Source organism: Microbacterium sp. (assembly GCF_032084865.1).
Classification (GTDB): Bacteria; Actinomycetota; Actinomycetes; order Actinomycetales; family Microbacteriaceae; genus Microbacterium.
On sequence record NZ_DAMDLU010000005.1, the window covers coordinates 26,018 to 48,992 of the forward strand.

The following is a 22,975-nucleotide window of genomic DNA, read 5'->3' on the forward strand; positions in this document are numbered from 1 at the left end:
TGTGGCCGTTGTCGTGCGTGCCGGGTCAGGCCGAGAGATCGACCTGCACGGCGATCCGTTGGTGCGCAGACCTCTGCGCGGCATCCGCCAGTATCAGCGCAGCGCGACCGTCGTCGAACGTCGGCGAAGAGGACTGCTCGCCCCGAGCGAGGCGCACGAACTCGGCGAGCTCGATGGCATAGGCAGCCGCGTAACGCTGCAGGAAGAAGTCCTGGTACGGCGGCGCCGCTTCGACAGCGTCCGCTGTCGAGAGGCGCACGAGACTCGTCGGAGCGTTGGCGACAGTGAGCAGCCCCGCGCTGCCGAAGGCTTCGATCCGCTGATCGTAGCCGGTCGGGCTGTGGCGCGAATTGATGATCGTGATGAGTGCGCCATCTGCGGTTCGCAGCGTCGTGATCGCCGTGTCGAAGTCGCCGTGCTGACGCGCACCGTCGTCGAAGACGGTGCTGCCGGATGCGGAGACCTCGACGATCTCCGGCAGGAAGAAGCGCGCCATGTCGAAGTCGTGGATCGTCATGTCGCGGAAGATGCCTCCGGAGACGCCCACATACTCCGCGGGCGGTGGGGCAGGATCACGGCTGATGATCGTCAGCTGCTCGAGGCGACCGATCTCCCCGGCTGCCACACGGTCGCGCGCACTGCTGAAATCGGGATCGAAGCGACGGTTGAAGCCGAGCGCCACGGGCACACCGGCGGCTGCCACGATCGGCCGCAGCGCGTCGACGCGCGCGATATCCAGATCGATGGGCTTCTCGCAGAGAACCGGCAGGCCGAGTCCGACCGCGCGGCCGATGAGGTCGACGTGCGTGGGAGTCGGCGACGCGATCAGCACCGCATCGATCTGACCCGAGGTGAGCAGCTCCTCCGGGCTATCTGTGACACGTCCACCGAAGCGCTCCGCGACGCTCCGAGCTCCGGCGACGTACGGATCTGCGATCCACGCGAGCGTGGTGGCCGGGTCTGCGGCGATGTTCGCGGCGTGGACCTGGCCGATCCGGCCTGTTCCCACGAGCCCGATGCGCAGGGCGGCTTCAGTCATTCAGCTCCTCCTTCTTCGTGTGGCGACATTCTCGTACCGCGCTCAGAGCCACTGACGGAGCACGTCGCGACTGGTGCTCTGATCGGCGGCGCGCTGCGCAGCGAACTCGGCGATGCTGATGTCCGAGCCGTTGAGCACATCCTGCTCGACAACGACCCAGCCGGAGAATCCTCTCTCGCTCATCGTCTGCATGACAGCGGTGATGTCGAGGTCGCCCTCGCCCAGGGCGACGAATGCGCCCGACGACCATATCTCGGTCATGCCGCCGCCCTGTGCGACCACCCTGTCCAGCAGTGCGATGTCGACATCCTTGAGATGCAGATGATTGATCCTCGCGCCCCAGCGTTCGACGGCAGCGACCGAGTCGCCCCCCGCGATCAGCAGGTGACCGGTGTCGAGGGTGAGGTCGATGTCGGCCAGCTCGAGGAAGCGGTCGACCTCGGTGGGCGACTCCACGAAGGTCCCGGCGTGGTGATGGAACGTCGGCTCGAACCCTTCGCGCCGCACGAGCTCGGCCGCATGTGCGACGTTGTCGACGAGTCGCCGCCACCCATCATCAGCAAGCGGATCCGCGTCAGCTCCTCGCCCCGGGGCGGCACTGCGTCGCGGAGAGCCTGCATCGGCGAGTGTGGGCAGCGGCAGCAGCGCCGGTGAGCGCTCCGCGGCGACCGCGAAGATCGCGAGCGCGTCGCGCAGGGCGTGCAGCGATGCAGCGAACGCCTCGTCGTCGGAGAACGGCAGCTGCACCCAGCCACCCGCAAGGTCGAGGTCGAACCGGTCGAGCCGTTGCCGCAGTTCGGCCCCACGCCCGAGGAATCCGACGGGCCCCAGATCGATTCCCCGATAGTCGGCCGCCTGCAGCGCCTCGAGCATCTGGTCGGGCGAGACGGTCTGCGCTCCCTGCGGGGTCAGCTCGAACACTCCGAAGCTCACCGGAGCACCGGCGACGATCGCGTCTATCATGTCTTCTTCCTCTCTGACAGCTCAGCCCAGCAGCGGGCGCTGCGGCAGGACCTGGCGTTCGTATTCAGCGCGGGCTCGCTGCGTCTCAGAGGTCGTCGACACCGCGGCGACGGGAACGTCCCACCAGCCCTCGCCGTCGGGTGAATAGAGCAACGGGTCGCTCTCGATGTGGATCACGGTGGTCTTGTCCGAGGCTTTCGCCCGAGCGATGGCATCGCCGAGCTCCTCGATCGCACGCACGCCGACAGCGATGTCGATCACGTCGACGCCGTAGCTGCGGGCATTCATCGCCAGGTCGACCGGCAACAGCTCCCCGCCCTGGAAGTTGCGTCCCTCCGGCTCGAGGCGCCGGTACTTCGTGCCGAACCTCTCCGATCCGACAGTCTCCGAGAGGTGACCGATCGAGGCGTATCCGTGGTTCTGCACGATCACGACGATGATCTTCAGCCCTTCGGCGACGGCCGTCGCCAGTTCGCTGTGCAGCATCAGGTACGACCCGTCGCCGACCATGACGATGACGTCGCGGTCGGAGCCGTCTGCCAGAGCTCCGCGCTTGACCCCGAGTCCGCCTGCGATCTCGTAGCCCATGCACGAGAACGCGTACTCGACGTGGTAGCCCAGGGGATCGCGCACGCGCCACAGCTTGTGCAGGTCGCCTGGCAGGGAGCCCGCTGCCTGCACGATGACGTCTTCCGGTTCGGATGCCGCCTGGATGGCGCCGATGATCTCGGCCTGCGCCGGAAGAGAGGCGCCGGTCGGGGCAAGAGCCTCATCCACCACGGCATCCCACTCGGCATTCTCCCGCGCGATCCGCGCGGCATACTCGGCGCTCACCATGCATCCGTCGACAGCCTCATTCAGCGCCGTCAGCGTCTCTCTCGCGTCAGCGACGACCGGCCGCTGTGAGCCGTGCTTGTAGGCGTCGAAGGGGACGACGTTGATGTTGACGAATGTGACGGCCGGGTTCTGGAACGCTGTGCGCGATGCCGTCGTGAAGTCGCTGTATCGAGTGCCGATGCCGATGATGACGTCGGCCTCGGCGGCAAGTCGGTTGGCGGCGGTCGATCCGGTGGCACCGATACCGCCGAGGTACTGCGGGTGATCCCACGGCAGCGCCCCACCGCCAGCCTGCGTGGTCGCCACCGGGATGCCGGTCGCCTCTGCCCAGCGACGCAGCTCGTCTTCCGCGGAAGAGTAGAGAACCCCTCCACCGGCGACGATCAACGGCTGCGTGGCGCCGCGAATCGCCTCGAGGGCACGGGCCAGCGGTCCGCGCTCAGGCAGTGGCCTCCGGATGTGCCATTCGCGTTCCCGCAGGAACTCCAGCGGCACATCCATCGCCTCGGCCTGCACGTCTTCAGGAAGGGCGATCGTCACGGCGCCGGTCTCGGCCGGGTCGGTCAGCACGCGCATCGCGGCGAGCGCGATCGAGTAGAGCTGCTCGGGGCGGTGCACGCGATCGAAGAAGCGCGAGAGCGGCCGGAACGCGTCGTTGACGGTAAGACCGGTGTCCCATGGCTGCTCCAGCTGCTGCAGCACCGGATCGGCGACACGGGTGGCGAACGTGTCGCTCGGCAGCAGCAGTGCGGGAAGCCTGTTGGTGGTTGCGAGCGCAGCGCCGGTGAGCATGTTGGTCGCGCCAGGGCCGACAGATGCCGCTGAGGCGAATGTCGCTCGCCGACGGTGCATCCGCGCGTAGCCCACAGATTGGTGCACCATCGCCTGCTCGTTACGCGCCTGGTAGTAGGGCATCAGGTCGGGCTGCTCGACGTTCAGCTGCCTGAGCGCCTGCCCGATGCCTGCGACGTTGCCATGCCCGAAGATTCCGAACACACCGGGAACGGTGCGCTCACGGACGTCACCGTCGACAGTCCACTGGTTCGCCAGGAACTCGATGAGCGCTTGGCTCACGGTCATTCGCCTCGTAGAAGACATCAGTGCACGCCGTCCCTCTCGTTCAGGTAGGGCAGCCTCGGGTCGGTGCTCTGAGTCGCCCAGCTCTCGCGCACCCAGCCGTGCGCCGGATCGTCGCTGATGAGCCAGGCCCGATCGGGGTCGGGCCCGGCCATCACGTTCAGGTAGTAGAGGTCGTAGCCGGGCGCTGCCGCAGCCGGACCGTGATAGCCGTAGGGCACCAGGGCGATGTCGCCGGTGCGCACCATCGCATTGATGTCGATGCTGCCTGCCGGCGAGGAGTAGGTGCTGAACATGCCGAACGGATCTGTGCCAGCATCCGTCGGCGCATCGCCGCGAGCGCGAGCCGCCTCGAAGTAGTAGATCTCCTCAAGGCGGGATTCGTGGCCCGGGAGATGCTCGTCGTGCTTGTGCGGAGGGTAGGACGACCAGTTGCCGGCCGGCGTGATCACCTCGCAGACGATGAGCCGAGCGGCGTCCAGGTTCTCCGGTGTGCCGAAGTTGTGCACCTGTCGGCTCGAGGAGCCCGCACCGCGCAGTTCGACGGCGACCTCCGATGCGGCGATGTAGCGCGTCGGGTGCACCGAGCCGGTCGGAGAAGTTGCGACGGCGACGCGGCCGGCGCCGGTGATGGTCGCGGTTGTCGCGGCCGACAGGTAGAGCGTGTCGGTGGGACCGTCGAACACGGTCGTCCTGCCGTGGAGCTTCGTCACACGGTCCTGCTCGTTCTCGGTGTGGCGCACCGAGAACGAGCCGGCCAATGGCACGATCAGCCGCTCGATTGCGTGCTCGCCCAGCAGCAGTTCACTGCCTTCCGCGATCTCGGCCACTCGGATGCCCGTGTGCGCCCAGCCGGCCGTGCCCGCGTCCACGACGCTCTGCCAGTCCCCGACCGCCAGTGAACCGCACCGGTGGAACCAGCGGGCGCTCGCGATTGTGTTGGTCATCCTGCCTCCATTGTGCGAGGAATCGTGCGGGTGCGTCAGTTCTGCGGGAACCCGAGGTTGATGCCGCCGTGGCTCGGATCGAGCCAGCGGCTGGTGATGGCCTTCTGCTGAGTGAAGAAGCGCACGCCCTCGGCACCATGCGCCTTGGTGTCGCCGAACAGCGAGTCCTTCCAGCCGCCGAACGAGAACGTCGCCACAGGCACCGGGATCGGCACGTTGATGCCGACCATGCCGACCTGGATCTCATGCTGGAAACGACGAGCAGCCCCGCCGTCGTTGGTGAACACCGCGGTCCCGTTGCCGAACGGACTGGCGTTGATCAGCTCGACGCCCTCATCGAAGCTCGACACGCGCACGATGCTGAGCACCGGGCCGAAGATCTCCTCGGTGTACACCCGCGATGTGATCGGAACGTCGTCGATCAGTGTCGGACCCAGCCAGAAGCCGTCGGCGTCGCCGTCGGGGTTGACGTCGCGGCCGTCGACGACGACAGTCGCGCCGTCTTCCTTCGCGATGTCGATGTATGAGGCGACATTGTCGCGATGCTGCCTGGTCACGAGCGGACCCATGTCGCATCCTCGGCGGCCATCGCCTGTGCGCAGCGTCGACATGCGCGCTGTGATCTTCTCGATCAGTGCATCGGCGACAGGGTCGACCGCCACCAGCACGCCGACGGCCATGCAGCGCTCGCCTGCAGAGCCGAATCCGGCGTTGATCGCGGCGTCGGCGACGAGGTCGAGGTCCGCGTCGGGCAGCACGAGCATGTGGTTGTTCGCTCCACCCAGCGCCTGCACTCGCTTGCCGTTGCGCGTTCCCGTCTCGTACACGTACCGGGCGATGGGGGTCGAACCGACGAACGAGATCGCCTTCACGTCGGGATGCTCCAGCAGGCCGTCGACAGCGAGCTTGTCGCCGTGCAGCACGTTGAAGACACCATCGGGCAGGCCGGCTTCCTTCCAGAGGGCGGCCATCCAGTTCGCAGCCGAAGGATCCTTCTCACTCGGCTTGAGGATGACGGTGTTTCCGGCCGCGATTGCGATCGGGAAGAACCAGGCCGGGACCATCGCCGGAAAGTTGAACGGCGAGATGATGCCCACCACTCCGAGCGGCTGACGCGTCGAGTACACATCGATGCCTGTGGAGACCTGCTCGGAGTATTCGCCCTTCAGGTGGTGGGCGAGCCCGCAGGCGAACTCGACGACCTCCTGACCGCGGCTGATCTCGCCGAGCGCGTCGGACAGTACCTTGCCGTGCTCGCTCGTGATGATCTCGGCGAGCTCTCCCTTGCGCGCATCCAGAAGTTCGCGGAAGCGGAACATGACCGTCTGGCGGCGTGCAAGCGACAGGTCGCGCCACGCGGGGAAGGCTGTCTTGGCCGACGCGATGGCCGTCTCGATATCGTGCTGGTCTGCGAGCGAAACCTGTTTGGTTGCAACGCCCCGCGCGGGATCGAAGACGTCGGCAGTGCGGCCGGACTGCGACATGCGCTCGGCGCCGTCGATCCAGTGGCTGAGGATGGGGAGGGTGCTCATGGAGGCTCCTTCAGCAGTCGGTTTCAGAGATTCGGGTGCACGAGTCGCGCCGCCATGTCGATGGCTGCGGCGACATCGTCGTCGGGCGGATAGAGCAGGGTGCGTCCGACGGTGAGTCCGCGCACGCCCGGCAGCGCAAGAGCGCGCTGCCAGGCGGCGAACGCCTCGTCCGGGTCTGGGCCCGCGTCTCCGCCGAGCAGGAGCGTCGGCAGCGTCGTCGCTGCCATGACGCGCTCCATGTCAGGGACGACGGGGAGCTTGAGCCAGGTGTATGCGCTGGAGGCACCGAGCCCGGCGGCGATCGCGATCGAAAGAATGACCGCATCGGCGCTGAGATCGTTGACGACCTTCCCGTTGCGGCGTGAGCTCATGAATGGCTCGAGCATGATCGGAAGCTTGGCTGCCGCGGCCTGCGTGACTGCGGCGGCTGTCGATTCGAGCGTCGAAGCCGTGGCCGGGTCATCCAGATCGATGCGCATCAGCGTCTTGGCGACATCCACTCCTGCGGTGATCATCGTCGCCACATCGTAGGCGGTGTAGCGATCGTCGAGTTCGAAGCGGGCGCCGCGCAGGCCGCCCCGGTTCATCGACCCGACCACGATCTTGTCGTCGAGCAGACCCAGCGCCGCCAGGTCGTCGATGATGTCCGCAGTGCCGAGCACGCCGTCGACGCCTGGGTGCGCCAGCGCCACGGCCAGACGGTCGAGCAGTTCGTAGCGGTCGGCCATGGCCGTCGTGTTCGACCCGACGGCCAGAGCGCCGCGTGCGGGATGATCGGCGGCGACGATGAAGAGCCGGTCGTCGCCACGCAGCAGCGGACGACGACGACGACCGTCTCGAGCGACGACGATGGATGCCGGGTCTGCTGCGCGGCGATCGCGCAGCGCAGCGAAGGCCGTCGGCTGGATGCGGCTCATGACCTGCTCACCAGCTGGGCTTCGACCTCGTCGAGGGTGGGCATGGCCGTCGAGCACTCCAGCCGAGTGGCGACGATGGCCCCTGCGGCGTTCGCGTACTGCAGTGTCTTCTCGATCTCCCAATCAGAGAGCAGACCATGGCACAGGGCACCGCCGAATGCGTCGCCCGCGCCCAGGCCGTTCACCACATCGACGGGGAAGGGCGCGACCTCGACCTCGGTGGTGCGCGTCTTGGCGAGCACGCCTCTCGGCCCCTTCTTGACGATTGCCAGCTCTACTCCACGCTCCAGCAGGGCATCTGCGGCCCGGTGCGGATCGGTCTCGCCGACAGCGACTTCACACTCTTCGCGGTTTCCGACGGCGACGGTCACGTGTTCCAGCGCGATGGCGATCTGCTCGTGCGCCACCTGGGGCGATTCCCAGAACATCGGACGGTAGTCGAGATCGAGCACAGTGTGTCCGCTGCGGGCGCGGCTGCGCAGTGCATGCAGTTGGGTCGAGCGGCTCGGATCCTGGCTGAGGCCGGTCACTGTCGACCACATGACCCGCGCATCGCGCACCTCGGCGGCGTCGATCTGCTCGATCGAGATGCACAGGTCTGGTGCTTTCGGCTCACGGTAGAAGTAGAGCGGGAAGTCATCCGGCGGGAAGATCTCGCAGAACGTGATGGGGGTCTTATAAGTATCGTCAGTGAAGACGAAGGTGCTGTCGACGCCGAGGCGCTCGAGTTCCGCGAGCAGGTAGCGACCGAACGGATCGTCTCCGACCCGCGATACGAGCGCGACGTCGTGACCGTACCGCGCAGCTGCCACCGAGACGTTGGCGGCGCTGCCGCCGAGGTACTTGCCGAATGTCGAGGCCTCGCCGAGGCCGACGCCGCTCTGGAACGGATAGAGATCGACACCGAGTCGACCGAGAGCCAGAACGTCGCGAAGTCGAGTGCTCTCGGTCATGTGAATGGGATCCTTACCTCGCGTCACGGTATTTGTCCTGACAATATCACATGGATCGGATAGTGCGAGGCGCCGCGATGTACAGTTGCTGCGACAACTGTCACATGGTCATCGATTCGGAGCTGGCGGCATGGCACACGACACCACCTGGATCGACGAGACCTTCGTCGATCTGGATCGCACCGGGCCAGTTCCCCTCTATCACCAGGTGTCAACGAGGCTGGAGGCCGCGATTCGCAACGGTCGCCTGCCCATGGGGTTCAAGCTGACGAACGAGATCGCCATCGCCGAGCAGCTCGGCGTCTCGCGTCCGACGATCCGTCGCGCGATCCAAGAGCTCGTCGACAAAGGGCTGCTGGTGCGCCGCCGCGGCATCGGGACTCAAGTGGTTCAGGGACAGGTCACCCGCGAGGTCGAACTGACCAGCCTGTACGAAGACCTCAGGGCCGCGCACCTCGAGCCCTCCACTCTCGTGCTGACCCGTGAGATGCGTCCGGTCGACGCCGACATCGCGGCCGCTCTGGGGCTGAACGTGGGCACCGAGGTCCTCTTCCTCCGCCGGGCGCGAATGAGCGAAGGAGTGCCCGTCGCGCTCCTGGAGAACCACCTGCCGCCGCAGTTCGGCGCCATCACGACCGAGCAGCTAGAGAACAACGGTCTCTATCAGCTGCTGCGCGCGAGGGGGGTCGTGATTCGCGTCGCGCGTCAGCGCATCGGTGCCCGACGGGCTCGCGGCGACGAAGCGGAGCTTCTGCACATGGATGCCGGTGGACCCGTTCTGACGGTCGATCGTGTGGCCTTCGACGCGTCGGGGAAGGCGATCGAACAGGGTCACCACTGTTACCGACCAGACCTCTACAGCTTCGAGACGACGCTGGTCGCCAAGTAGTCGCCTGGCGTGGCGACGAGGATGCTCACCTCGTGGACGCTGGAGGGCATGGAGATCTGGGCGTGGGCGCTGCTGGCGTTCGCCGCACTCATCGCAGGGCTCGGCAAGACTGCGCTGCCGGGAAGCTCCACCATCGCGGTCGTGATCCTGGCATCCGTCCTTCCCGCCCGCACATCCACCGCGGCGATGCTGCTGCTGTTCATCATCGGAGACGTCTTCGCGCTCCTCGCCTACCGGCGGCACGCCGACTGGCGCACGCTGCTGCGGCTCGCGCCCGCCGTCGTGGTCGGTCTGCTGGTGGGAGCCGCCTTCCTCGCGGTCAGCACCGACGGCATCGTACGCCGCACGATCGGCGTCATCCTGCTGGCGATGGTGGGGCTCACGCTGTGGCGCAGACGGCGGACCGGAGTCCGGACGGCCGGTTCCGATCAGGCCGGCGCCAGGGCATCCGGCCGCATCACCGCCGCCGGGTACGGGACTCTCGCCGGATTCACCACGATGGTCGCCAACTCGGGCGGACCGGTCATGTCGATGTACTTCCTGGCGACGCGCACTCCGGTGAAGGTCTTCCTCGGCACCTCGGCGTGGTTCTTCGCGATCGTGAACCTCACCAAGGTGCCGTTCCTGGCCGGCATCGGGCTGCTCACGCCCGAGGTGCTGCTGCTCGACCTCACGCTCGCACCGATGGTGGTGCTCGGTGCGCTGATCGGCATCCGCCTCGCCAGACGGATGCCGCAACAGCTGTTCGATCGGCTCGTGATCACCCTCACGATCGCCGGGTCGGTCTACCTGCTGCTCTAGCCCGTCAGTCGAGGAAGATGTCGGGGAACAGGCGGTCGTCGGGGGTGCCGGGAACGGCGGCGTACTTCGAGAAGTCGGTGACGCCGTCGGCCTCGAGCACATCCTCCACGATCAGGGTCTGCCCGGAGTACTCGCGCGCGGGCTTGGTGATCACCGCGTACGCCGCGTCGGCGTAGATGTCGGCGGTGCGGCTGGCCGCCATCACGCGGTCACCGCCAAGCAGGTTCTGCACGGCCGCGGTCGCGATCGTGGTGCGCGGCCACAGCGTGTTTGCCGCGATCCCGGCATCCGCGAACTCGGCGGCGATGCCCAGCGTCGCCATCGTCATGCCGTACTTCGCGAGGGTGTACCCGGTGTGCGCTCCCAGCCACTTCGGCGAGAGATTCATCGGCGGCGAGAGCGACAGGATGTGCGGGTTCGCCGACTCACGCAGCAGTGGCACCGCCGCGCGGGAGAGCATGAACGTGCCGCGCACGTTGACGTCCTGCATGAGGTCGTACTTCTTGGCCGCGAGATCGAGCGAACCCGACAGGTCGATGACGCTGGCGTTGTTGATGACGATGTCGATGCCGCCGAACTCACCCTGCGTCTTCATGACGGCCTCGGTCACCTGGCCGTCATCGCGCACGTCGCCGACGATGGGCAGCGCCTGGCCGCCGGCGGCTCGGATCGCCTCGGCCGCGGAGTGCACGGTGCCCTCGAGCTTGGGATGCGGGGTGTCGGTCTTGGCGAGCATGGCGATGTTCGCGCCGTCTGCGGCGGCGCGCAGCGCGATGGCCAGGCCGATGCCGCGGCTGCCGCCCGACATGAGGATGGTCTTACCGGCCAGTGACATGGTCTCTCCTTGGGCTGTCTGATTTGGAATCGCTCATATTGCGAGTTCCGGGACGATTTCGACGCAATCTGAGCGATTCGACGGGCTCGGGTTTACTTCGGCGCCATGCGGATGGCGCCGTCGAGACGGATGGTCTCGCCGTTGAGGTAGCCGTTGGCGATGATGTGCTCGACCAGCGCCGCGTACTCGTCCGGCCTGCCGAGCCGCGACGGGTAGGGCACCTGCTGGCCGAGCGAGTCCTGAGCGGCCTGCGGCAGGCCCGCGAGCATCGGGGTCTCCATGATGCCGGGAGCGATCGTGCAGACCCGGATGCCGTGGCGCGCGAGCTCACGTGCGATCGGCAGGGTCATCGCGTGCACTCCACCTTTCGACGCCGAGTAGGCGGGTTGGCCGATCTGACCGTCGAACGCGGCGACGCTGGCGGTGTTGACGATGACGCCGCGGTCGCCGCCCTCGGTGGGTGCTGTCTGCGCGATGACGGCCGCCGCCTGGGAGATCACGTTGAACGTGCCGACCAGATTGATGCGGATGACGCGCTCGAACGCGTCGAGGTCGGCCGGGTTGCCGTCGCGGTCGAGGACCTTGGCCGGCGGCGCGATGCCCGCGCAGTTGACGACGACGCGCAGCGGTGCGACGGCGTGAGCGGATGCCACCGCGGCGGCGATCTGCTCGGAGCTGGTCACATCGGCGGGCAGGAACAGCCCGCCGAGCTCGGCGGCGATCTCCTCGCCGGCGGAGTTCTGCAGGTCGATGATCGCGACCCGTGCGCCGGCTACCGACAGTCTGCGCGCCGTGGCGAGGCCGAGCCCGCTGGCGCCGCCCGTGATGAGCGCGCCCTGTCCGGTGATCTGCATCGTGTTCTCCTTCGAACGGCTCGGCGCCGATCCGACGCCCGAGTGCGACTGAGTCTCAGCATACGTGGTTCTGAGTGTCTGGCTGGCGGTGTGGAGCCGAGCAGGTGGATGCTGAGGGGATGGACCTTCGTCGCAAACGAGCCTACGACAGCGCCTCCTCCGACGACGGATACCGCGTGCTCGTCGATCGGCTGTGGCCACGCGGCGTCTCGAAGCAGCGCGCGGCGATCGATCTGTGGGCGAAGGACGTCGCCCCGTCGACCGAGCTGCGCCACGAGTGGCACGCGCCGGGGGCGGACTTCGAGACCAACGCCGCGCACTACCGGGCCCAGCTCGAGACCGAATCGGCAGAGGCGCTCGCGACCCTCGTCGACGCGCTGCGCGGGCATCCTGTCGTCACGCTCGTCTACGCCGTGAACGACACCGAGCACAACCACGCCGTCGTGCTCGAGGGCGTGCTCAGATCGCTTCTGGACTGACACCGGCGACGATGGACGCATGTCGATTCCGGAATCAGCGGTCGAAGTTCCCGAGAAGGTGCGCGATCTGTCTGCGGGCGCACCCCTCGTCTGCGTGTGGAGCAACGACTACGGCGGGCTGACCTTCCGCGCCGACCCCCGCGGCGCCGAGCCGTTCTTCGTCAAGTGGGGGCCGCACAACGCCGAGTCGAACATGCGGGACGAGGCCGAGCGGATGCGGTGGGCGCGGGCGTGGACGCTCGTGCCGGAGGTGCTCGCCGAAGGCCGGAATGCCACGCACGAATGGCTGGTGACGAGGGCGCTGCCGGGCACGAGCGCCGTCGACCCGCGATGGATCCCACAGCCCGAGGTCGCTGTGCGAGCGGTCGGGAAGGGGCTGCGCGCCTTGCACGACGCACTGCCCGTCGAGAGCTGCCCGTGGAAGTGGTCGGTCGAGGGCCGCATCGCGAACGCCGAGCACCGGGGCATCCGGGTGCCCGAACGATTCCGCGATGCTCCGCCGATCGATCGCCTGGTGGTCTGTCATGCGGATGCGTGCTGCCCGAACACTCTGCTCGACGACGGTGGGCGGTGGCTCGCGCACGTCGACCTGGGCCTGCTCGGCGTCGGCGACCGCTGGGCTGATATCGCCGTCGCATCGATGAGCACGGAGTGGGATTACGGCCCCGGTTGGGAGGACGCGCTCATCGATGCGTACGGCCTCGAGCCCGACCGCGAGCGGCTCGCCTTCTACCGCGACCTGTGGAACGCGACCTGACCGTGCCGACGCACGCGTGACAGCCCGGGCAGCTGCCGCTCAGCTCCAGACGAACCGGAAGACGCCGGCCGCGACTGCCGCGGCGATGGCCAGCGCCATGATGGCGACCCCGCCCAGCAGCGCCACGCCGTCGCGCGGGTGAAGGCGCGACGGCCGCGACCAGGTGCGCTCGATTCCCGAGCCGAAACCGCGGGCCTCCATCGCCATCGCGAGTTTCGTGCCGCGCCGCACCGCGAAGACGAGCAGGACGAACGCCATCGAGAAGAAGCGACGCAGCGCTCCGTGGTCGCCCACCCCTCGTGCACGGCGAGCCAGCGACATGGTGCGCCAGTCGTCGATGAAGAGCCCCAGCATCCTCGCCCCGGCCAGCGCGCCGAGCACGAACCGGCTCGGCAGGTGCGCGACCTGCGCCAGCGCATCGCCCAGCTCGGTCGGGTCGGTGCGACCGAACAGCAGGATCGTCGGCAGCCCGAGAGCGATCACACGCAGTGTCACCGCCACGGCGAGGGCGATCGAGCCCTCGCTGATCGCGGCGAAGCCGAAGCTGAAGAACACCCGGCCTTCGGGCTCGGCGTACAGCAGCATGCTGAGCCCGGCGATCGGCGAGAACACGGCGATGGGCAGCAGGCGCAGCAGCACCGTGCGCACTGGCAGCCCGGTCAGTGGAAGACACAGCAGCTGCAGGGCGATCGCCACGAGAGCGCTCACCGGGTCGATCGACGCGAACAGCGGCACCGACAGCAGCAGGGCGAGAACGATCTTCGTGACGGGGTTCACGCCGTCGAGCCAGGCCGAACGGCCGCCCGCGTCGGGTCGCGTCGACCGAGTCGTCGCCGATCGGTTCGTCGTGCTCGTCATCGCCGCCCCCTCTGGATGCCGGCGGTCGGCGTCGGGACGCCGCGCGTGGCCGCCGGGTCGTCGGCGGTCGATGGGTGCAGCGCGATGCGGTGTCCGCCGAGGTGGCGCACCACCGCCTCGTCGTGGCTGACCGCGATGACCGTGCGGCCGGCCGCGACCTCGGCCTGCAGCAGCTCGACGAGGCCGATCCACCCTCGACGGTCCTGCCCGAAGGTGGGCTCGTCGAGCACCAGCACCTGCGGTGCGGCGGCCAGCACAGTCGCCACTGAGAGTCGTCGCTTCTGCCCGCCGCTGAGCGTGAACGGATTCGCGAGTGCGAGCGGAGCGAGCTGCAGCCGCTCGAGCAGGTCGTCGACGATGGCATCGACCTGCGCGTCCGGCAGCCCGAGCGCGAGCGGCCCGACGGCGAGTTCGTCGCGCAGGGTGCGGGCGAGGAACTGATGCTCCGGCTCCTGGAAGACGGTGCCGATGCGGGTGAGCAGTTCGCGGGACTTCCACCGCGAGGGGCGACGGCCGGAGCGGCCGGCGAGGTCGGATGCGGCGAGCACCGTTCCGTCGAGTTCGGGCAGAAGACCGGCGAGGGTGAGCGCGAGCGTGGACTTGCCCGCCCCGTTGGGTCCGGTGACGACCGTCGCCGTCCCGCGCGGGATCCGCAGCTCGAGTCGGCTCTGCACGGCGGTGCGGCCGTCGCGGGACACGGCGAGATCGCTCGTCTCGAGCACAGGCGGCCCGGGACGTGTGTGTTCGGCGGGAGGGAGCACCGGCACGTCGATCTCGTGGTGCGGCACCCAGACGCCGGCCTCGGCGAGCGTGTCGCCGTGCTGTGCGAACACGGCCGACGGCGGACCGTCTGCGAGCAGCCCGCCGTCGGCGGCGAGCACGATGACACGGGTCAGCAGATCGAGCCACACCTCGGTGCGGTGCTCGACGACGACGAACGTCGCGCCGGTGGCATCCAGCGCCCTGCCGACGCTGTCGCGCACCTCGCGAACCCCGGCCGGGTCGAGATTCGCGGTCGGCTCGTCGAGCAGCAGCAGACCGGGCCGCATGGCGAGCACGCCGGCGAGAGCGAGTCGCTGCTTCTGCCCGCCCGAGAGAGCCTTCGTGGGCCGGTCGAGCGGCACGTCCAGCCCGACGGCGTCGAGCGCCGACGCGACGCGGTTCGGGATCTCGTCGGCCGGCACGCCGAGGTTCTCGCAGCCGAAGGCCACGTCATCGCCGACTTTCGACAGCACGATACCGGCATCCGGATCCTGCAGCACCAGGCCGATCCGGCCTCGCTGCGACTCGGGGGCGGCGCCGTCGACGAGCAGAGCACCGCTGCGCTCGCCCTCGTCGGCATCGCCGAGCACGCCGGCGAGGCCGGCGAGCAGTGTCGACTTGCCCGCGCCCGAGGCACCGAGCAGCAGCACCCGCTCGCCGGGCTCGATCGTGAACGTGACGTCGCTGGCGGCGGGCAGCCGCCGGCCGGCGTAGCGCCAGCCCCACCCGTTCGCGGTGACGCGAGCCGGAGAAGACACGCTCAGACCTCCTGGCGCACTTCCCGGCCGGCCGCGAAGCGGCTCAGCGCACCGGTCGATGCCAGGGCGCGCACGAGCAGCCATCCGACCACGCCGGCGAGGAGTGCACCCGAGATGACGAGCGCTCCGAGGTAGATGGCGTTGAACTCGATGCTCTTCAGGAAGTTCGGCGACGAGCCGTAGAACATCTCGAAGATCCACGCGGCGACGGCGGCTCCCACGCCCGAGAGCGCCGCGACGACGATGCCGAATCGACGGTAGAGGAACAGCGCGAAGATCAGTTCGGCGCCGAGGCCCTGCACCAGCCCGGAGAGCACGGTCGAGACGCCCCACACGTTGCCGATGAGCATCGAGATGATGGCGGCGATCAGCTCGACGACGAGAGCGGCGCCGGGCTTGCGGATGACCAGTCCGCCGATGACGCCGCCGATCAGCCAGATGCCGACGGCGATGCCGCCGAACCCGGGGGTCAGAGCGTCGGCGGCTCCGAACCAGGCGCCGCCGATGATGTTCCAGCCCCAGAACAGCAGGCCGATCGCGACGCCGAGCACGGCGGCGACGACGATGTCGACGACGCGCCAGCGCAGGTTGCGCGTGGCGGGTGCGAGGGTGGTCTGCGCGGTGGACGCGGACGTGGACGTGCTCATCTGAACTCCTCCCTGCGCCGGCATGATCCGGATCAGGTTCGACGGTCGAAGCGCGGATCGCTTCCTCTCAGCCCGGCTGTCCGGACTCCCGTGGTGATGACTCGATCATAACGCCGGTGGCGGCTGCCACGGGTCGACGTTTCGCCCCGTGAAACACCGGCCTGTAGCGTGGTCGGGTGACCCACTCCCCCGAGTCCACGCGCCCGGTGACGCGTCGCGCGATACGCGAGCGCACGAGGGCGCGCGCAGAGCGCTCATCCGGCGGCACATCCGTGCTGCCGGCGTTCGGCGACAGCCTCGGGCCGGAACTGGCTGCGACCAGGGATACTGACGCTGTGGATCGCACCGACCCCGCCGCGGCTCCGGCGCTCTCTCCTGCGGAGCCCTCGGCGTCCGACGCCGACCTCGAGGAGGCGCCGAAGGAGTGGGCCGACGACGCGCGCCCGCCGACCGCGCTGACGTGGCTCGACGCATCCACCCTGCTCGACGAGCACATTCCCACCTCGCAGCCGCGCGAGCTGTTCGCCGGCGCCCGGCTCACCCCGGAATGGCGACGCCCCCGCGTGCTCCTGCCGCTCGGTTTCGTCGCCGCACTGTGCGGCGCCTATGTAGCGACCACGCTGCTGTGGCCGTTGCATGAGGTCGCCCCGACCGTGCAAGCCACGACCGTCGAGATCGCTCCCGCTCCGGCGGCGACCGTGACCTGGCCCGCGACGGGAAGCGCGGCCGTGGGCATCCAGGGCATGGAGCCGATGGCATCGACCACCTCGGCCGACGAGATCGCGAGCATCTCGAAGGTCGTCACTGTGATGATGGTGCTCGACGAGCTGCCGCTGAAGGTCGGCGAGCAGGGGCCGAGCTTCGCGTTCACCGCAGCGGACTCCCGCGACTACTGGAGCTATCGCCGCATGGATCAGTCCTCGCTCGATGTGCCGGTCGGGGGCAGCCTGACCGAGTACCAGATGCTGCAGGGCATCCTGCTCGGGTCGGCGAACAACTACACCGACCGACTCGCGAACGAGATCTGGGGATCGCAGCGCGCGTTCGCAGAGGCATCGGCGACGTGGCTGAGCGACCGCGGCATCGAGGGCGTCACCCTGGCGGCTCCGTCGGGGTTCAGCGAGGCGAACGTGGCGCCCCCGGCAGCACTGATCCAGATCGCCGAGCTCGCGATGGCGAACCCCGTCTTCGCCGAGATCGTCGCCACCCGCTCGGCCGACATCCCCGGCGTGGGCGTGATCACCAACACCAACAAGATGCTCGACGACCCCGGCGTCGTCGGTGTGAAGACCGGAACGCTGAGCCACTGGAATCTGCTCACCGCGAAGGATGTCGCCTTCGGTGACACCACGGTGCGTCTGTACACCGCGGTGCTCGGGCAGGCCGACAACGCCGAGCGGCTGGCCGTGACCCGTCAGCTTCTCGCCGAGATGGAGACGACGCTCGCCGAGCAGCCGACGTCGGTTCCCTCGCGGACCGTCGTCGGCCATGTCAGCACCGAGTGGGGCGATCACGTCGAGGTCGTGACGGATGCCGACGTGCGGGTGCTGCTGTGGAACGGTTCGCAGGCGACGGCGACCACCTCGTTCTCCCTCGGCGATAAGGTCGCGGCCCGCGCCGAGGTGGGCACCATGACCGTCGAGGGTCCGCTCGGCACCGCGACCGCATCGGTCTCGCTCGCCGACGACATCACCCAGCCGAGCGCCTGGTGGCGTCTGACCCACCCGCTCGCGCTCTTCGGCCTCGACTGAGCGATCGGACCTCTGGCCGGACACGCGTACAGCCTGTCGGGCACGCGTACAGCAGAACGCCCGCCCCGTGATCGGGGCGGGCGTTCTGCTCGCGCGGGATCAGTCGCGCTGCGGGTCGGATGCCGTGGACTCGGCCTCTCGCACTGCCTCGCCAAGCTGGTGGGTGTCGGCCGCGGCGACGACCCTCTGCTCGGCGATCGCCTCGTGCCCGTCTTCGGCGTCTCCGGTGACGATCACGGGCGCGGAGCCGGTGAGCGCCTCTTCGGCGTCGAGGTCGGTCGCTGCCTGCTCGAACTGCGACTGGTACAGCCGCCAGTACGCGCCCTGCCGGGCGATCAGCTCGTCGTGGTCGCCCTGCTCGACGATGTCGCCGTGCTCCATCACGAGAATGAGGTCGGCGTCGCGGATCGTCGACAGGCGGTGGGCGATCACGAACGAGGTGCGCCCCTCGCGGAGGGCTGCCATCGCCTGCTGCAGCAGCAGCTCGGTGCGGGTGTCGACAGCGCTCGTGGCCTCATCGAGGATGAGGATCGACGGTCGTGACACGAACGCGCGGGCGATCGTGATCAGCTGGCGCTCTCCGGCCGAGACATTCGAGGCGTCCTCGTCGAGCACGGTCTCGTAGCCCTCGGGCAGGGAGTGCACGAACCGGTCGACGTAGGTCGCCTCGGCCGCGGCGATGATCTGCTCGTCGGTGGCCGCGTCGTTTCCGTAGCGGATGTTCTCGCGGATGCTGCCGGCGAACAGCCACGGGTCCTGCAGCACCATGCCGGTGCGCGCACGCACGTCGTCGCGGCGCATCTCGGAGATGTCCTGCCCGTCGAGCAGGATGCGACCCGAGTCGAGTTCGTAGAACCGCATGATGAGGTTCACGAGCGTCGTCTTGCCCGCACCGGTCGGTCCCACGATCGCCACGGTCTGCCCCGGCTCCACCCGGAATGAGAGGTCGGTGATCAGCGGGCGGTCGGCGCTGTACGAGAACGCGACGTGCTCGAACTCGATGACGCCCTTGCCCTGCGGCGCGGAGGGCGCGTCTTCGGCATCCGGGTCCTGCTCCTCGGCGTCGAGCAGGTCGAAGACCCGCTCGGCCGAGGCGGTGCCCGACTGCACGACGGCGGCCATGCCGCCCAGCTCGCTGAGCGGCTGGCTGAACTGCTGCGAGTACTGGATGAACGCCTGCACGTCGCCGAGGCGCAGGTTGCCGCCGGCCACGAGCAGGCCGCCGAGCACCGCGATGCCGACGTACTGCAGGTTTCCGACGAACATCATCGCGGGCATGATGATGCCCGAGAGGAACTGCGCCTTGAACGCCGCCTGGAACAGCTCTTCGTTCTCGACCTGGAAGCTCTCGAGAGCGTCCTTCTCGCGACCGAACACCTTCACCAGCGCGTGACCCGAGAAGGCCTCCTCGACGCGGGCGTTCAGACGGCCGACCTTGCGCCACTGGGTGCCGAAGGCCTTCTGCGAGCGCGGGCCGATGACGCCGAAGATCACACCCATGAGGGGCAGCGAGATGAGTGCGACCAGCGCGAGCTGCCACGAGATCGAGAACATCATGACCAGCACACCGATAACAGTGAGCACGCTGGTCAGCGCACCCGACAGCGACTGCTGCATGGTCTGGGTGATGTTGTCGATGTCGTTGGTGACCCGCGAGATCAGCTCACCGCGCTGCACCTTGTCGAAGTACGACAGCGGCAGGCGGTTGATCTTCGCCTCGACGTCTTCACGCAGGCGCCACATGGTGCGCACCATGATCACGTTGATCACGTACCCCTGCAGCCAGCTGAGGATCGACGAGACCACGTAGATCGCGAGCACGGCGATGATGATCCAGCGCAGACGCTCGAAGTCGACGCCGTCGCCGACCGCGAAGTCGTCCATGGCCGAGACCATGTTGGCGAACTCGTCCTGCCCTGCACCGCGCAGCGCCTCGACCACCTGGTCGCGGCTGGTCCCCTGCGGGAAGCCGGGCGCTCCGCCGAATCCCTTGCCGAGCACGCTCGAGATGAACCCCTCGTACACGACGTTGGTGGCCTCGCCCAGCACCTTGGGAGCTGCGACGGCGAGCACGACGCCGACGGCGCCGAAGAACGACACCAGCCCGAACCACCAGGCGGACGGCTTGAGCAGCCCGATCATGCGGACGAAGCTGGGGCCGAAGTTGTCGGCCTTGCCGGGAGCTGGGCCGTCGAACATGCCGCCGCCCTCGAGGCGGGCCTTCTCGGCGAGCTCAGCCTCCTCCTTCTCGGCGGCGGTCAGCTCCGGCTCTGCGACAGCGGTGGCGGATGCCCGTGCGGCGAGCGCGCGCTCGCGACGCGACATCGTGTTCGGCTCCTGCTCGCTCATGCGTCCACCCCCAGCTGCGACTCGACGATCTCCTTGTAGGTGGGGCTGGTCGTGAGCAGCTCGTCGTGGGTGCCCACACCGACCACTGCGCCGTCGTCGAGGACGACGATGCGGTCGGCATCGGTGATCGTCGAGACGCGCTGTGCGACGACGATCTTGGTGACGTCAGGCAGCTCTCTCCAGAGCGCCTGGCGCAATCGGGCATCCGTCGTCAGATCGAGAGCCGAGAACGAGTCGTCGAACACGAGGATGCGCGGCCGGTGCACGATCGCACGAGCGATCGCGAGACGCTGACGCTGGCCACCCGACACGTTCGTGCCCCCCTGCGCGATGCGCGACTCGAGCCCGTCCGGCATCGCCTCAACGAAGTCGCGACCCTGCGCGATCTCGAGCGCCGCCCACAGCTCGTCGTCGGTGGCATCCTTCCGTCCGTACCGGAGGTTGGACGCCACCGTGCCGGAGAACAGGAAGGGGCGCTGCGGCACGAGCCCGATGCCCTGCCACAGGGTGTCGAGGTCGGCCTCGCGCACGTCGACGCCGCCCACGTGCACCGCGCCGCCGGTGGCGTCGAACAGGCGCGGGATCAGCGAGACCAGTGTCGTCTTACCCGATCCGGTGGATCCGATGATCGCCACCGTCTCGCCCGGCCTGGCGTCGAACGTGATGTCGGAGAGAACCGGCACCTCGGCGCCCGGGTAGGTGAATTCGACGTTCCGGAAGGCCACCGCACCCGGCTCGGGGAAGTCGGTGACGCCGTTCTCGGGGCGGGTCATCGACGATTCGGCGTCGAGCACCTCGGTGACGCGCTCGGCCGAGACCGCGGCGCGCGGGATCATCATCGCCATGAAGCTCGACATGATGACGCCCATCATGATCTGGCCGATGTACTGCATGAACGCGAAGATCGTGCCGATCTCGGCGTTGCCGGCGTTGATCTCGACTCCGCCGAACCACACCACCGCGACGATGGTGACGTTGAGCACGAGCATGAACAGCGGGAACATCAGCACGAACAGCGAGCCGATGTTGCGCCCGAGCACCATGAGGTCGGTGTTGACCTCGCGGAACCGGCGCTCTTCGATGCGCTCGCGCACGAATGCCCGCACGACGCGCACGCCGGTGAGCTGCTCGCGCATGATGCGGTTGACGTCGTCGAGCTTGGCCTGGTTGCGCCGGAACAGCGGCACCATGCGCCCGATGATCACGACGGCGATGACCAGCAGCAGCGGCACCGACACGGCGATCAGCCAGCTGAGGCCGACGTCGGTCTGGATGGCCTTGATGATGCCGCCGATCGCCAGCAGCGGAGCGGTGACGAACATCGTCGCGCCCATCATCGCCAGCATCTGCACCTGCTGCACGTCGTTGGTGTTGCGGGTGATCAGCGAGCCGGCGCCGAACTGCGACACCTCGCGCTCGGAGAAGCCGCTCACCCGCTCGAACACGTCGGCGCGGATGTCGCGCCCGGCGCTCATCGCCATGCGGGCGGCGAAGAAGGTGGCGAGGATCGAGGCGAGGATCTGCCCCAGCGAGACCAGCAGCATGAAGCCGCCGCGGTTCCAGATGTAGGCGATGTCGGCCTTTGCGACGCCGTTGTTGATGATGTCGGCGTTGATCTCGGGCAGGTTCAGCGACGCCATGACGCTGGCGAACTGGAGCACGACGATCGTGATGAGCAGCGGCCAGTATCTGGCCAGATAGCGGGTGAGGAGTTTTCCGAGCACAGGCGGACTTCCTTGTGAGAATTCGGAGGGCCGAAACGCGGCCATCACACATCGTGCCACCAACCGCCGACATCCGGATCCCCCTCTTGGCTGACCTTCGCTGTCAGCGGAAAACGATCGGTTTCCTGCCCCGAATAGACTCGCTGTCATGCCCTCCGAGAACGCCCGCCCTGCCGTGCTGATGGTGTGCGATTACTCGCTGAAGTACCTCGGCGGTGCGCAGACGGCTTTCATCCGTCAGGCGCAGGCTCTCGCCGGCGAAGGTGTGAGGGTTGTCGTCCTGGCGCCGGATGCGGACGCTCTGACGTCAGACGGCATCACCACCGTCTCCCCTCCCCGGCGCGGCACGATCCCGGTGCTCGATCTGCCGCTGCTCGGCCGCGCCCGCGATCTCGAGCCGCTGGTCGCCGCGACCATCCGCCGGCACGGCGTCGGCGCGATCGTCGTGCACTCCGAGTTCGCCCTCGCGGCCGCGGCGATCGACGTGGCGCGCCAACTGGGGATCCCCTCGCTGCACACCGTGCACACCTTCTTCTGGCGCGCTCCGGCAGCGCTAGCCCCGTTCGCGCCGGTGGTCTCGCGCGTGCACCGCTCGCTCACCGGCATCCGGAACGGTGGCCGTTTCACCGGCAGCCATCCGCTGAACAATTCCCTGCGGACCATGACGCTGCGCGTCGCCGAGCGCGCCGACGTCGTGCTCTCCCCCTCGAAGCACCAGGCTGTGGCGCTGCGCGATGCGGGCGCAGGGCGGGTCGAGGCTTTCTCGAACGTCGCGCAGCCGCTGCGAGTGGCCCCCGCGCCGGAAGGCTCGCCACTGCGCCTGCTGTGGGTGGCGCGCTTCGCGCCCGAGAAGCGTCTCGATGTCGCGCTCGACGCGATGCGTCTCGTCACAGACCGGCTCGGCGAGGGCCGCGTGCATCTCGACGTCGCCGGCGGCACGCACCGACCCGTGCCCGGGGTGACGTTCCACGGACCTGTTCCGGGTGAGCAGGTCGGCGAGCTGATGGATGCCGCGGATGCCGCGCTCATCACCTCGCTCGGCTTCGACAATCAGCCGATGGTCGCCCTCGAGGCGTTCGCGCACGGTCGCCCGGTGATCGTCAGCGACCCCGTGCTCGCGACGGAGTTCGGCGAGGCGGCGCTCGGCACGGCGACCCCGGATGCCGAGGGGCTGGCCGACCTGATCGTGCGGCTCGAGGCCGACCGCTCGCTGCTCGCGGCTCCGCGCGAGGCCGCGGTCGCGTAC

General features: G+C 68.4%; 20 protein-coding genes and 1 riboswitch. Of the genes, 6 read left to right on the plus strand and 14 right to left on the minus strand.

Going from position 1 to position 22,975, the window contains the following annotated elements; translation table 11 throughout:
- Positions 1-25: 25 nt before the first annotated feature.
- The 7 genes from iolG to iolC are packed head-to-tail and all read right to left on the minus strand — an operon-like array spanning position 26 to position 8,265.
- On the minus strand, positions 26-1,039 hold the full coding sequence (gene iolG, locus RT309_RS01270) for an inositol 2-dehydrogenase (protein WP_313354600.1): 1,014 nt from the start codon (positions 1,037-1,039) through the stop codon (positions 26-28).
- A gap of 42 nt (positions 1,040-1,081) precedes the next feature.
- Positions 1,082-2,002 (minus strand): sugar phosphate isomerase/epimerase, encoded by a 921-nt coding sequence (locus tag RT309_RS01275; RefSeq protein WP_313354602.1) that lies wholly within the window; start codon positions 2,000-2,002, stop codon positions 1,082-1,084.
- Positions 2,003-2,023: 21 nt separating this feature from the next.
- Entirely contained in the window at positions 2,024-3,919 is a 1,896-nt protein-coding gene (gene iolD / locus RT309_RS01280; protein ID WP_313354604.1) for a 3D-(3,5/4)-trihydroxycyclohexane-1,2-dione acylhydrolase (decyclizing), read from the minus strand.
- 17 nt (positions 3,920-3,936) lie between these two features.
- Complete coding sequence (gene iolB, locus RT309_RS01285) at positions 3,937-4,863, minus strand: 5-deoxy-glucuronate isomerase (RefSeq protein ID WP_313354605.1); 927 nt, start codon at positions 4,861-4,863, stop codon at positions 3,937-3,939.
- A gap of 35 nt (positions 4,864-4,898) precedes the next feature.
- Entirely contained in the window at positions 4,899-6,395 is a 1,497-nt protein-coding gene (locus RT309_RS01290; protein WP_313354607.1) for a CoA-acylating methylmalonate-semialdehyde dehydrogenase, read from the minus strand.
- 23 nt (positions 6,396-6,418) lie between these two features.
- Positions 6,419-7,312, minus strand: coding sequence for a deoxyribose-phosphate aldolase (locus RT309_RS01295; protein ID WP_313354609.1), 894 nt, complete (start codon positions 7,310-7,312; stop codon positions 6,419-6,421).
- Positions 7,309-8,265 carry a 5-dehydro-2-deoxygluconokinase gene (iolC, locus tag RT309_RS01300; RefSeq protein WP_313354610.1) on the minus strand — a complete coding sequence of 319 codons (957 nt, stop codon included), beginning with the start codon at positions 8,263-8,265 and terminating at the stop codon, positions 7,309-7,311. Before iolC ends, RT309_RS01295 begins: the two co-directional genes overlap by 4 nt.
- A 130-nt stretch (positions 8,266-8,395) precedes the next feature.
- On the opposite strand from iolC, the gene RT309_RS01305 reads away from it, so the two are divergent.
- Together RT309_RS01305 and RT309_RS01310 are read left to right on the plus strand one after the other, a co-directional pair.
- Positions 8,396-9,154, plus strand: a complete 759-nt coding sequence (locus RT309_RS01305; protein ID WP_313354611.1) for a GntR family transcriptional regulator — start codon at positions 8,396-8,398, stop codon at positions 9,152-9,154.
- Between the two features lie 21 nt (positions 9,155-9,175).
- The gene (locus RT309_RS01310) at positions 9,176-9,955 is read left to right on the plus strand and encodes a sulfite exporter TauE/SafE family protein (protein ID WP_313354634.1); all 780 of its coding nucleotides are present in this window, start codon (positions 9,176-9,178) and stop codon (positions 9,953-9,955) included.
- 4 nt (positions 9,956-9,959) lie between these two features.
- Here the strand turns inward: RT309_RS01310 and RT309_RS01315 are convergent, their stop codons facing one another.
- Together RT309_RS01315 and RT309_RS01320 are read right to left on the minus strand one after the other, a co-directional pair.
- Positions 9,960-10,790 carry an NAD(P)-dependent oxidoreductase gene (locus tag RT309_RS01315; protein WP_313354613.1) on the minus strand — a complete coding sequence of 277 codons (831 nt, stop codon included), beginning with the start codon at positions 10,788-10,790 and terminating at the stop codon, positions 9,960-9,962.
- A 92-nt stretch (positions 10,791-10,882) separates the two neighbouring features.
- A complete protein-coding gene (locus tag RT309_RS01320; protein ID WP_313354615.1) occupies positions 10,883-11,644 on the minus strand; it encodes an SDR family NAD(P)-dependent oxidoreductase in 762 nt (253 codons plus the stop codon).
- Positions 11,645-11,763: 119 nt separating this feature from the next.
- Here RT309_RS01320 and RT309_RS01325 point away from each other — a divergent pair, with 119 nt between their 5' ends.
- Complete coding sequence (locus RT309_RS01325; protein WP_313354616.1) at positions 11,764-12,123, plus strand: DUF488 family protein; 360 nt, start codon at positions 11,764-11,766, stop codon at positions 12,121-12,123.
- A gap of 19 nt (positions 12,124-12,142) precedes the next feature.
- On the plus strand, positions 12,143-12,880 hold the full coding sequence (locus RT309_RS01330; protein ID WP_313354619.1) for an aminoglycoside 3'-phosphotransferase: 738 nt from the start codon (positions 12,143-12,145) through the stop codon (positions 12,878-12,880).
- 39 nt (positions 12,881-12,919) lie between these two features.
- Here RT309_RS01330 and RT309_RS01335 read toward each other — a convergent pair whose 3' ends face one another.
- The 3 genes from RT309_RS01335 to RT309_RS01345 all read right to left on the minus strand — a co-directional run bounded on the left by RT309_RS01335 (position 12,920) and on the right by RT309_RS01345 (position 15,905).
- Positions 12,920-13,738: an energy-coupling factor transporter transmembrane component T gene (locus tag RT309_RS01335; RefSeq protein ID WP_313354620.1), complete on the minus strand. Its 819-nt coding sequence runs from the start codon at positions 13,736-13,738 to the stop codon at positions 12,920-12,922.
- Positions 13,735-15,342, minus strand: coding sequence for an ABC transporter ATP-binding protein (locus RT309_RS01340; RefSeq protein WP_396654392.1), 1,608 nt, complete (start codon positions 15,340-15,342; stop codon positions 13,735-13,737). Before RT309_RS01340 ends, RT309_RS01335 begins: the two co-directional genes overlap by 4 nt.
- Positions 15,261-15,905 carry an ECF transporter S component gene (locus tag RT309_RS01345; RefSeq protein WP_313354624.1) on the minus strand — a complete coding sequence of 215 codons (645 nt, stop codon included), beginning with the start codon at positions 15,903-15,905 and terminating at the stop codon, positions 15,261-15,263. The genes RT309_RS01340 and RT309_RS01345 overlap by 82 nt, the downstream gene beginning before the upstream one ends.
- A riboswitch (TPP riboswitch) is annotated at positions 15,898-16,007 on the minus strand. (Overlaps the previous gene by 8 nt.)
- A gap of 74 nt (positions 16,008-16,081) precedes the next feature.
- Here RT309_RS01345 and RT309_RS01350 point away from each other — a divergent pair.
- Positions 16,082-17,656, plus strand: coding sequence for a D-alanyl-D-alanine carboxypeptidase (locus tag RT309_RS01350; RefSeq protein WP_313354626.1), 1,575 nt, complete (start codon positions 16,082-16,084; stop codon positions 17,654-17,656).
- A gap of 99 nt (positions 17,657-17,755) precedes the next feature.
- Here RT309_RS01350 and RT309_RS01355 read toward each other — a convergent pair whose 3' ends face one another.
- Together RT309_RS01355 and RT309_RS01360 are read right to left on the minus strand one after the other, a co-directional pair.
- Positions 17,756-20,005, minus strand: coding sequence for an ABC transporter ATP-binding protein (locus RT309_RS01355; RefSeq protein WP_313354628.1), 2,250 nt, complete (start codon positions 20,003-20,005; stop codon positions 17,756-17,758).
- Positions 20,002-21,729 carry an ABC transporter ATP-binding protein gene (locus RT309_RS01360; RefSeq protein WP_313354630.1) on the minus strand — a complete coding sequence of 576 codons (1,728 nt, stop codon included), beginning with the start codon at positions 21,727-21,729 and terminating at the stop codon, positions 20,002-20,004. Before RT309_RS01360 ends, RT309_RS01355 begins: the two co-directional genes overlap by 4 nt.
- A 148-nt stretch (positions 21,730-21,877) precedes the next feature.
- Here RT309_RS01360 and RT309_RS01365 point away from each other — a divergent pair.
- Positions 21,878-22,975: glycosyltransferase family 4 protein (locus RT309_RS01365; protein WP_313354632.1), on the plus strand; the 1,098-nt coding region annotated here is incomplete at its 3' end.

Excerpts from the sequence above, each read along its gene's own strand:
- RT309_RS01295 (WP_313354609.1), bottom strand. The coding sequence starts at position 7,312 with ATGAGCCGCATCCAGCCGACGGCCTTCGCTGCGCTGCGCGATCGCCGC.
- RT309_RS01320 (WP_313354615.1), bottom strand. The coding sequence starts at position 11,644 with ATGCAGATCACCGGACAGGGCGCGCTCATCACGGGCGGCGCCAGCGGG.
- RT309_RS01310 (WP_313354634.1), top strand. The coding sequence starts at position 9,176 with ATGCTCACCTCGTGGACGCTGGAGGGCATGGAGATCTGGGCGTGGGCG.
- RT309_RS01355 (WP_313354628.1), bottom strand. The coding sequence starts at position 20,005 with ATGAGCGAGCAGGAGCCGAACACGATGTCGCGTCGCGAGCGCGCGCTC.
- RT309_RS01325 (WP_313354616.1), top strand. The coding sequence starts at position 11,764 with ATGGACCTTCGTCGCAAACGAGCCTACGACAGCGCCTCCTCCGACGAC.
- RT309_RS01315 (WP_313354613.1), bottom strand. The coding sequence starts at position 10,790 with ATGTCACTGGCCGGTAAGACCATCCTCATGTCGGGCGGCAGCCGCGGC.
- RT309_RS01305 (WP_313354611.1), top strand. The coding sequence starts at position 8,396 with ATGGCACACGACACCACCTGGATCGACGAGACCTTCGTCGATCTGGAT.
- RT309_RS01335 (WP_313354620.1), bottom strand. The coding sequence starts at position 13,738 with ATGACGAGCACGACGAACCGATCGGCGACGACTCGGTCGACGCGACCC.
- RT309_RS01330 (WP_313354619.1), top strand. The coding sequence starts at position 12,143 with ATGTCGATTCCGGAATCAGCGGTCGAAGTTCCCGAGAAGGTGCGCGAT.
- RT309_RS01275 (WP_313354602.1), bottom strand. The coding sequence starts at position 2,002 with ATGATAGACGCGATCGTCGCCGGTGCTCCGGTGAGCTTCGGAGTGTTC.
- iolC (WP_313354610.1), bottom strand. The coding sequence starts at position 8,265 with ATGACCGAGAGCACTCGACTTCGCGACGTTCTGGCTCTCGGTCGACTC.
- iolD (WP_313354604.1), bottom strand. The coding sequence starts at position 3,919 with ATGACCGTGAGCCAAGCGCTCATCGAGTTCCTGGCGAACCAGTGGACT.
- RT309_RS01340 (WP_396654392.1), bottom strand. The coding sequence starts at position 15,342 with ATGGCTGCTCGTGCGCGCCCTGGCATCGACCGGTGCGCTGAGCCGCTT.
- iolB (WP_313354605.1), bottom strand. The coding sequence starts at position 4,863 with ATGACCAACACAATCGCGAGCGCCCGCTGGTTCCACCGGTGCGGTTCA.
- RT309_RS01290 (WP_313354607.1), bottom strand. The coding sequence starts at position 6,395 with ATGAGCACCCTCCCCATCCTCAGCCACTGGATCGACGGCGCCGAGCGC.
- RT309_RS01345 (WP_313354624.1), bottom strand. The coding sequence starts at position 15,905 with ATGAGCACGTCCACGTCCGCGTCCACCGCGCAGACCACCCTCGCACCC.
- iolG (WP_313354600.1), bottom strand. The coding sequence starts at position 1,039 with ATGACTGAAGCCGCCCTGCGCATCGGGCTCGTGGGAACAGGCCGGATC.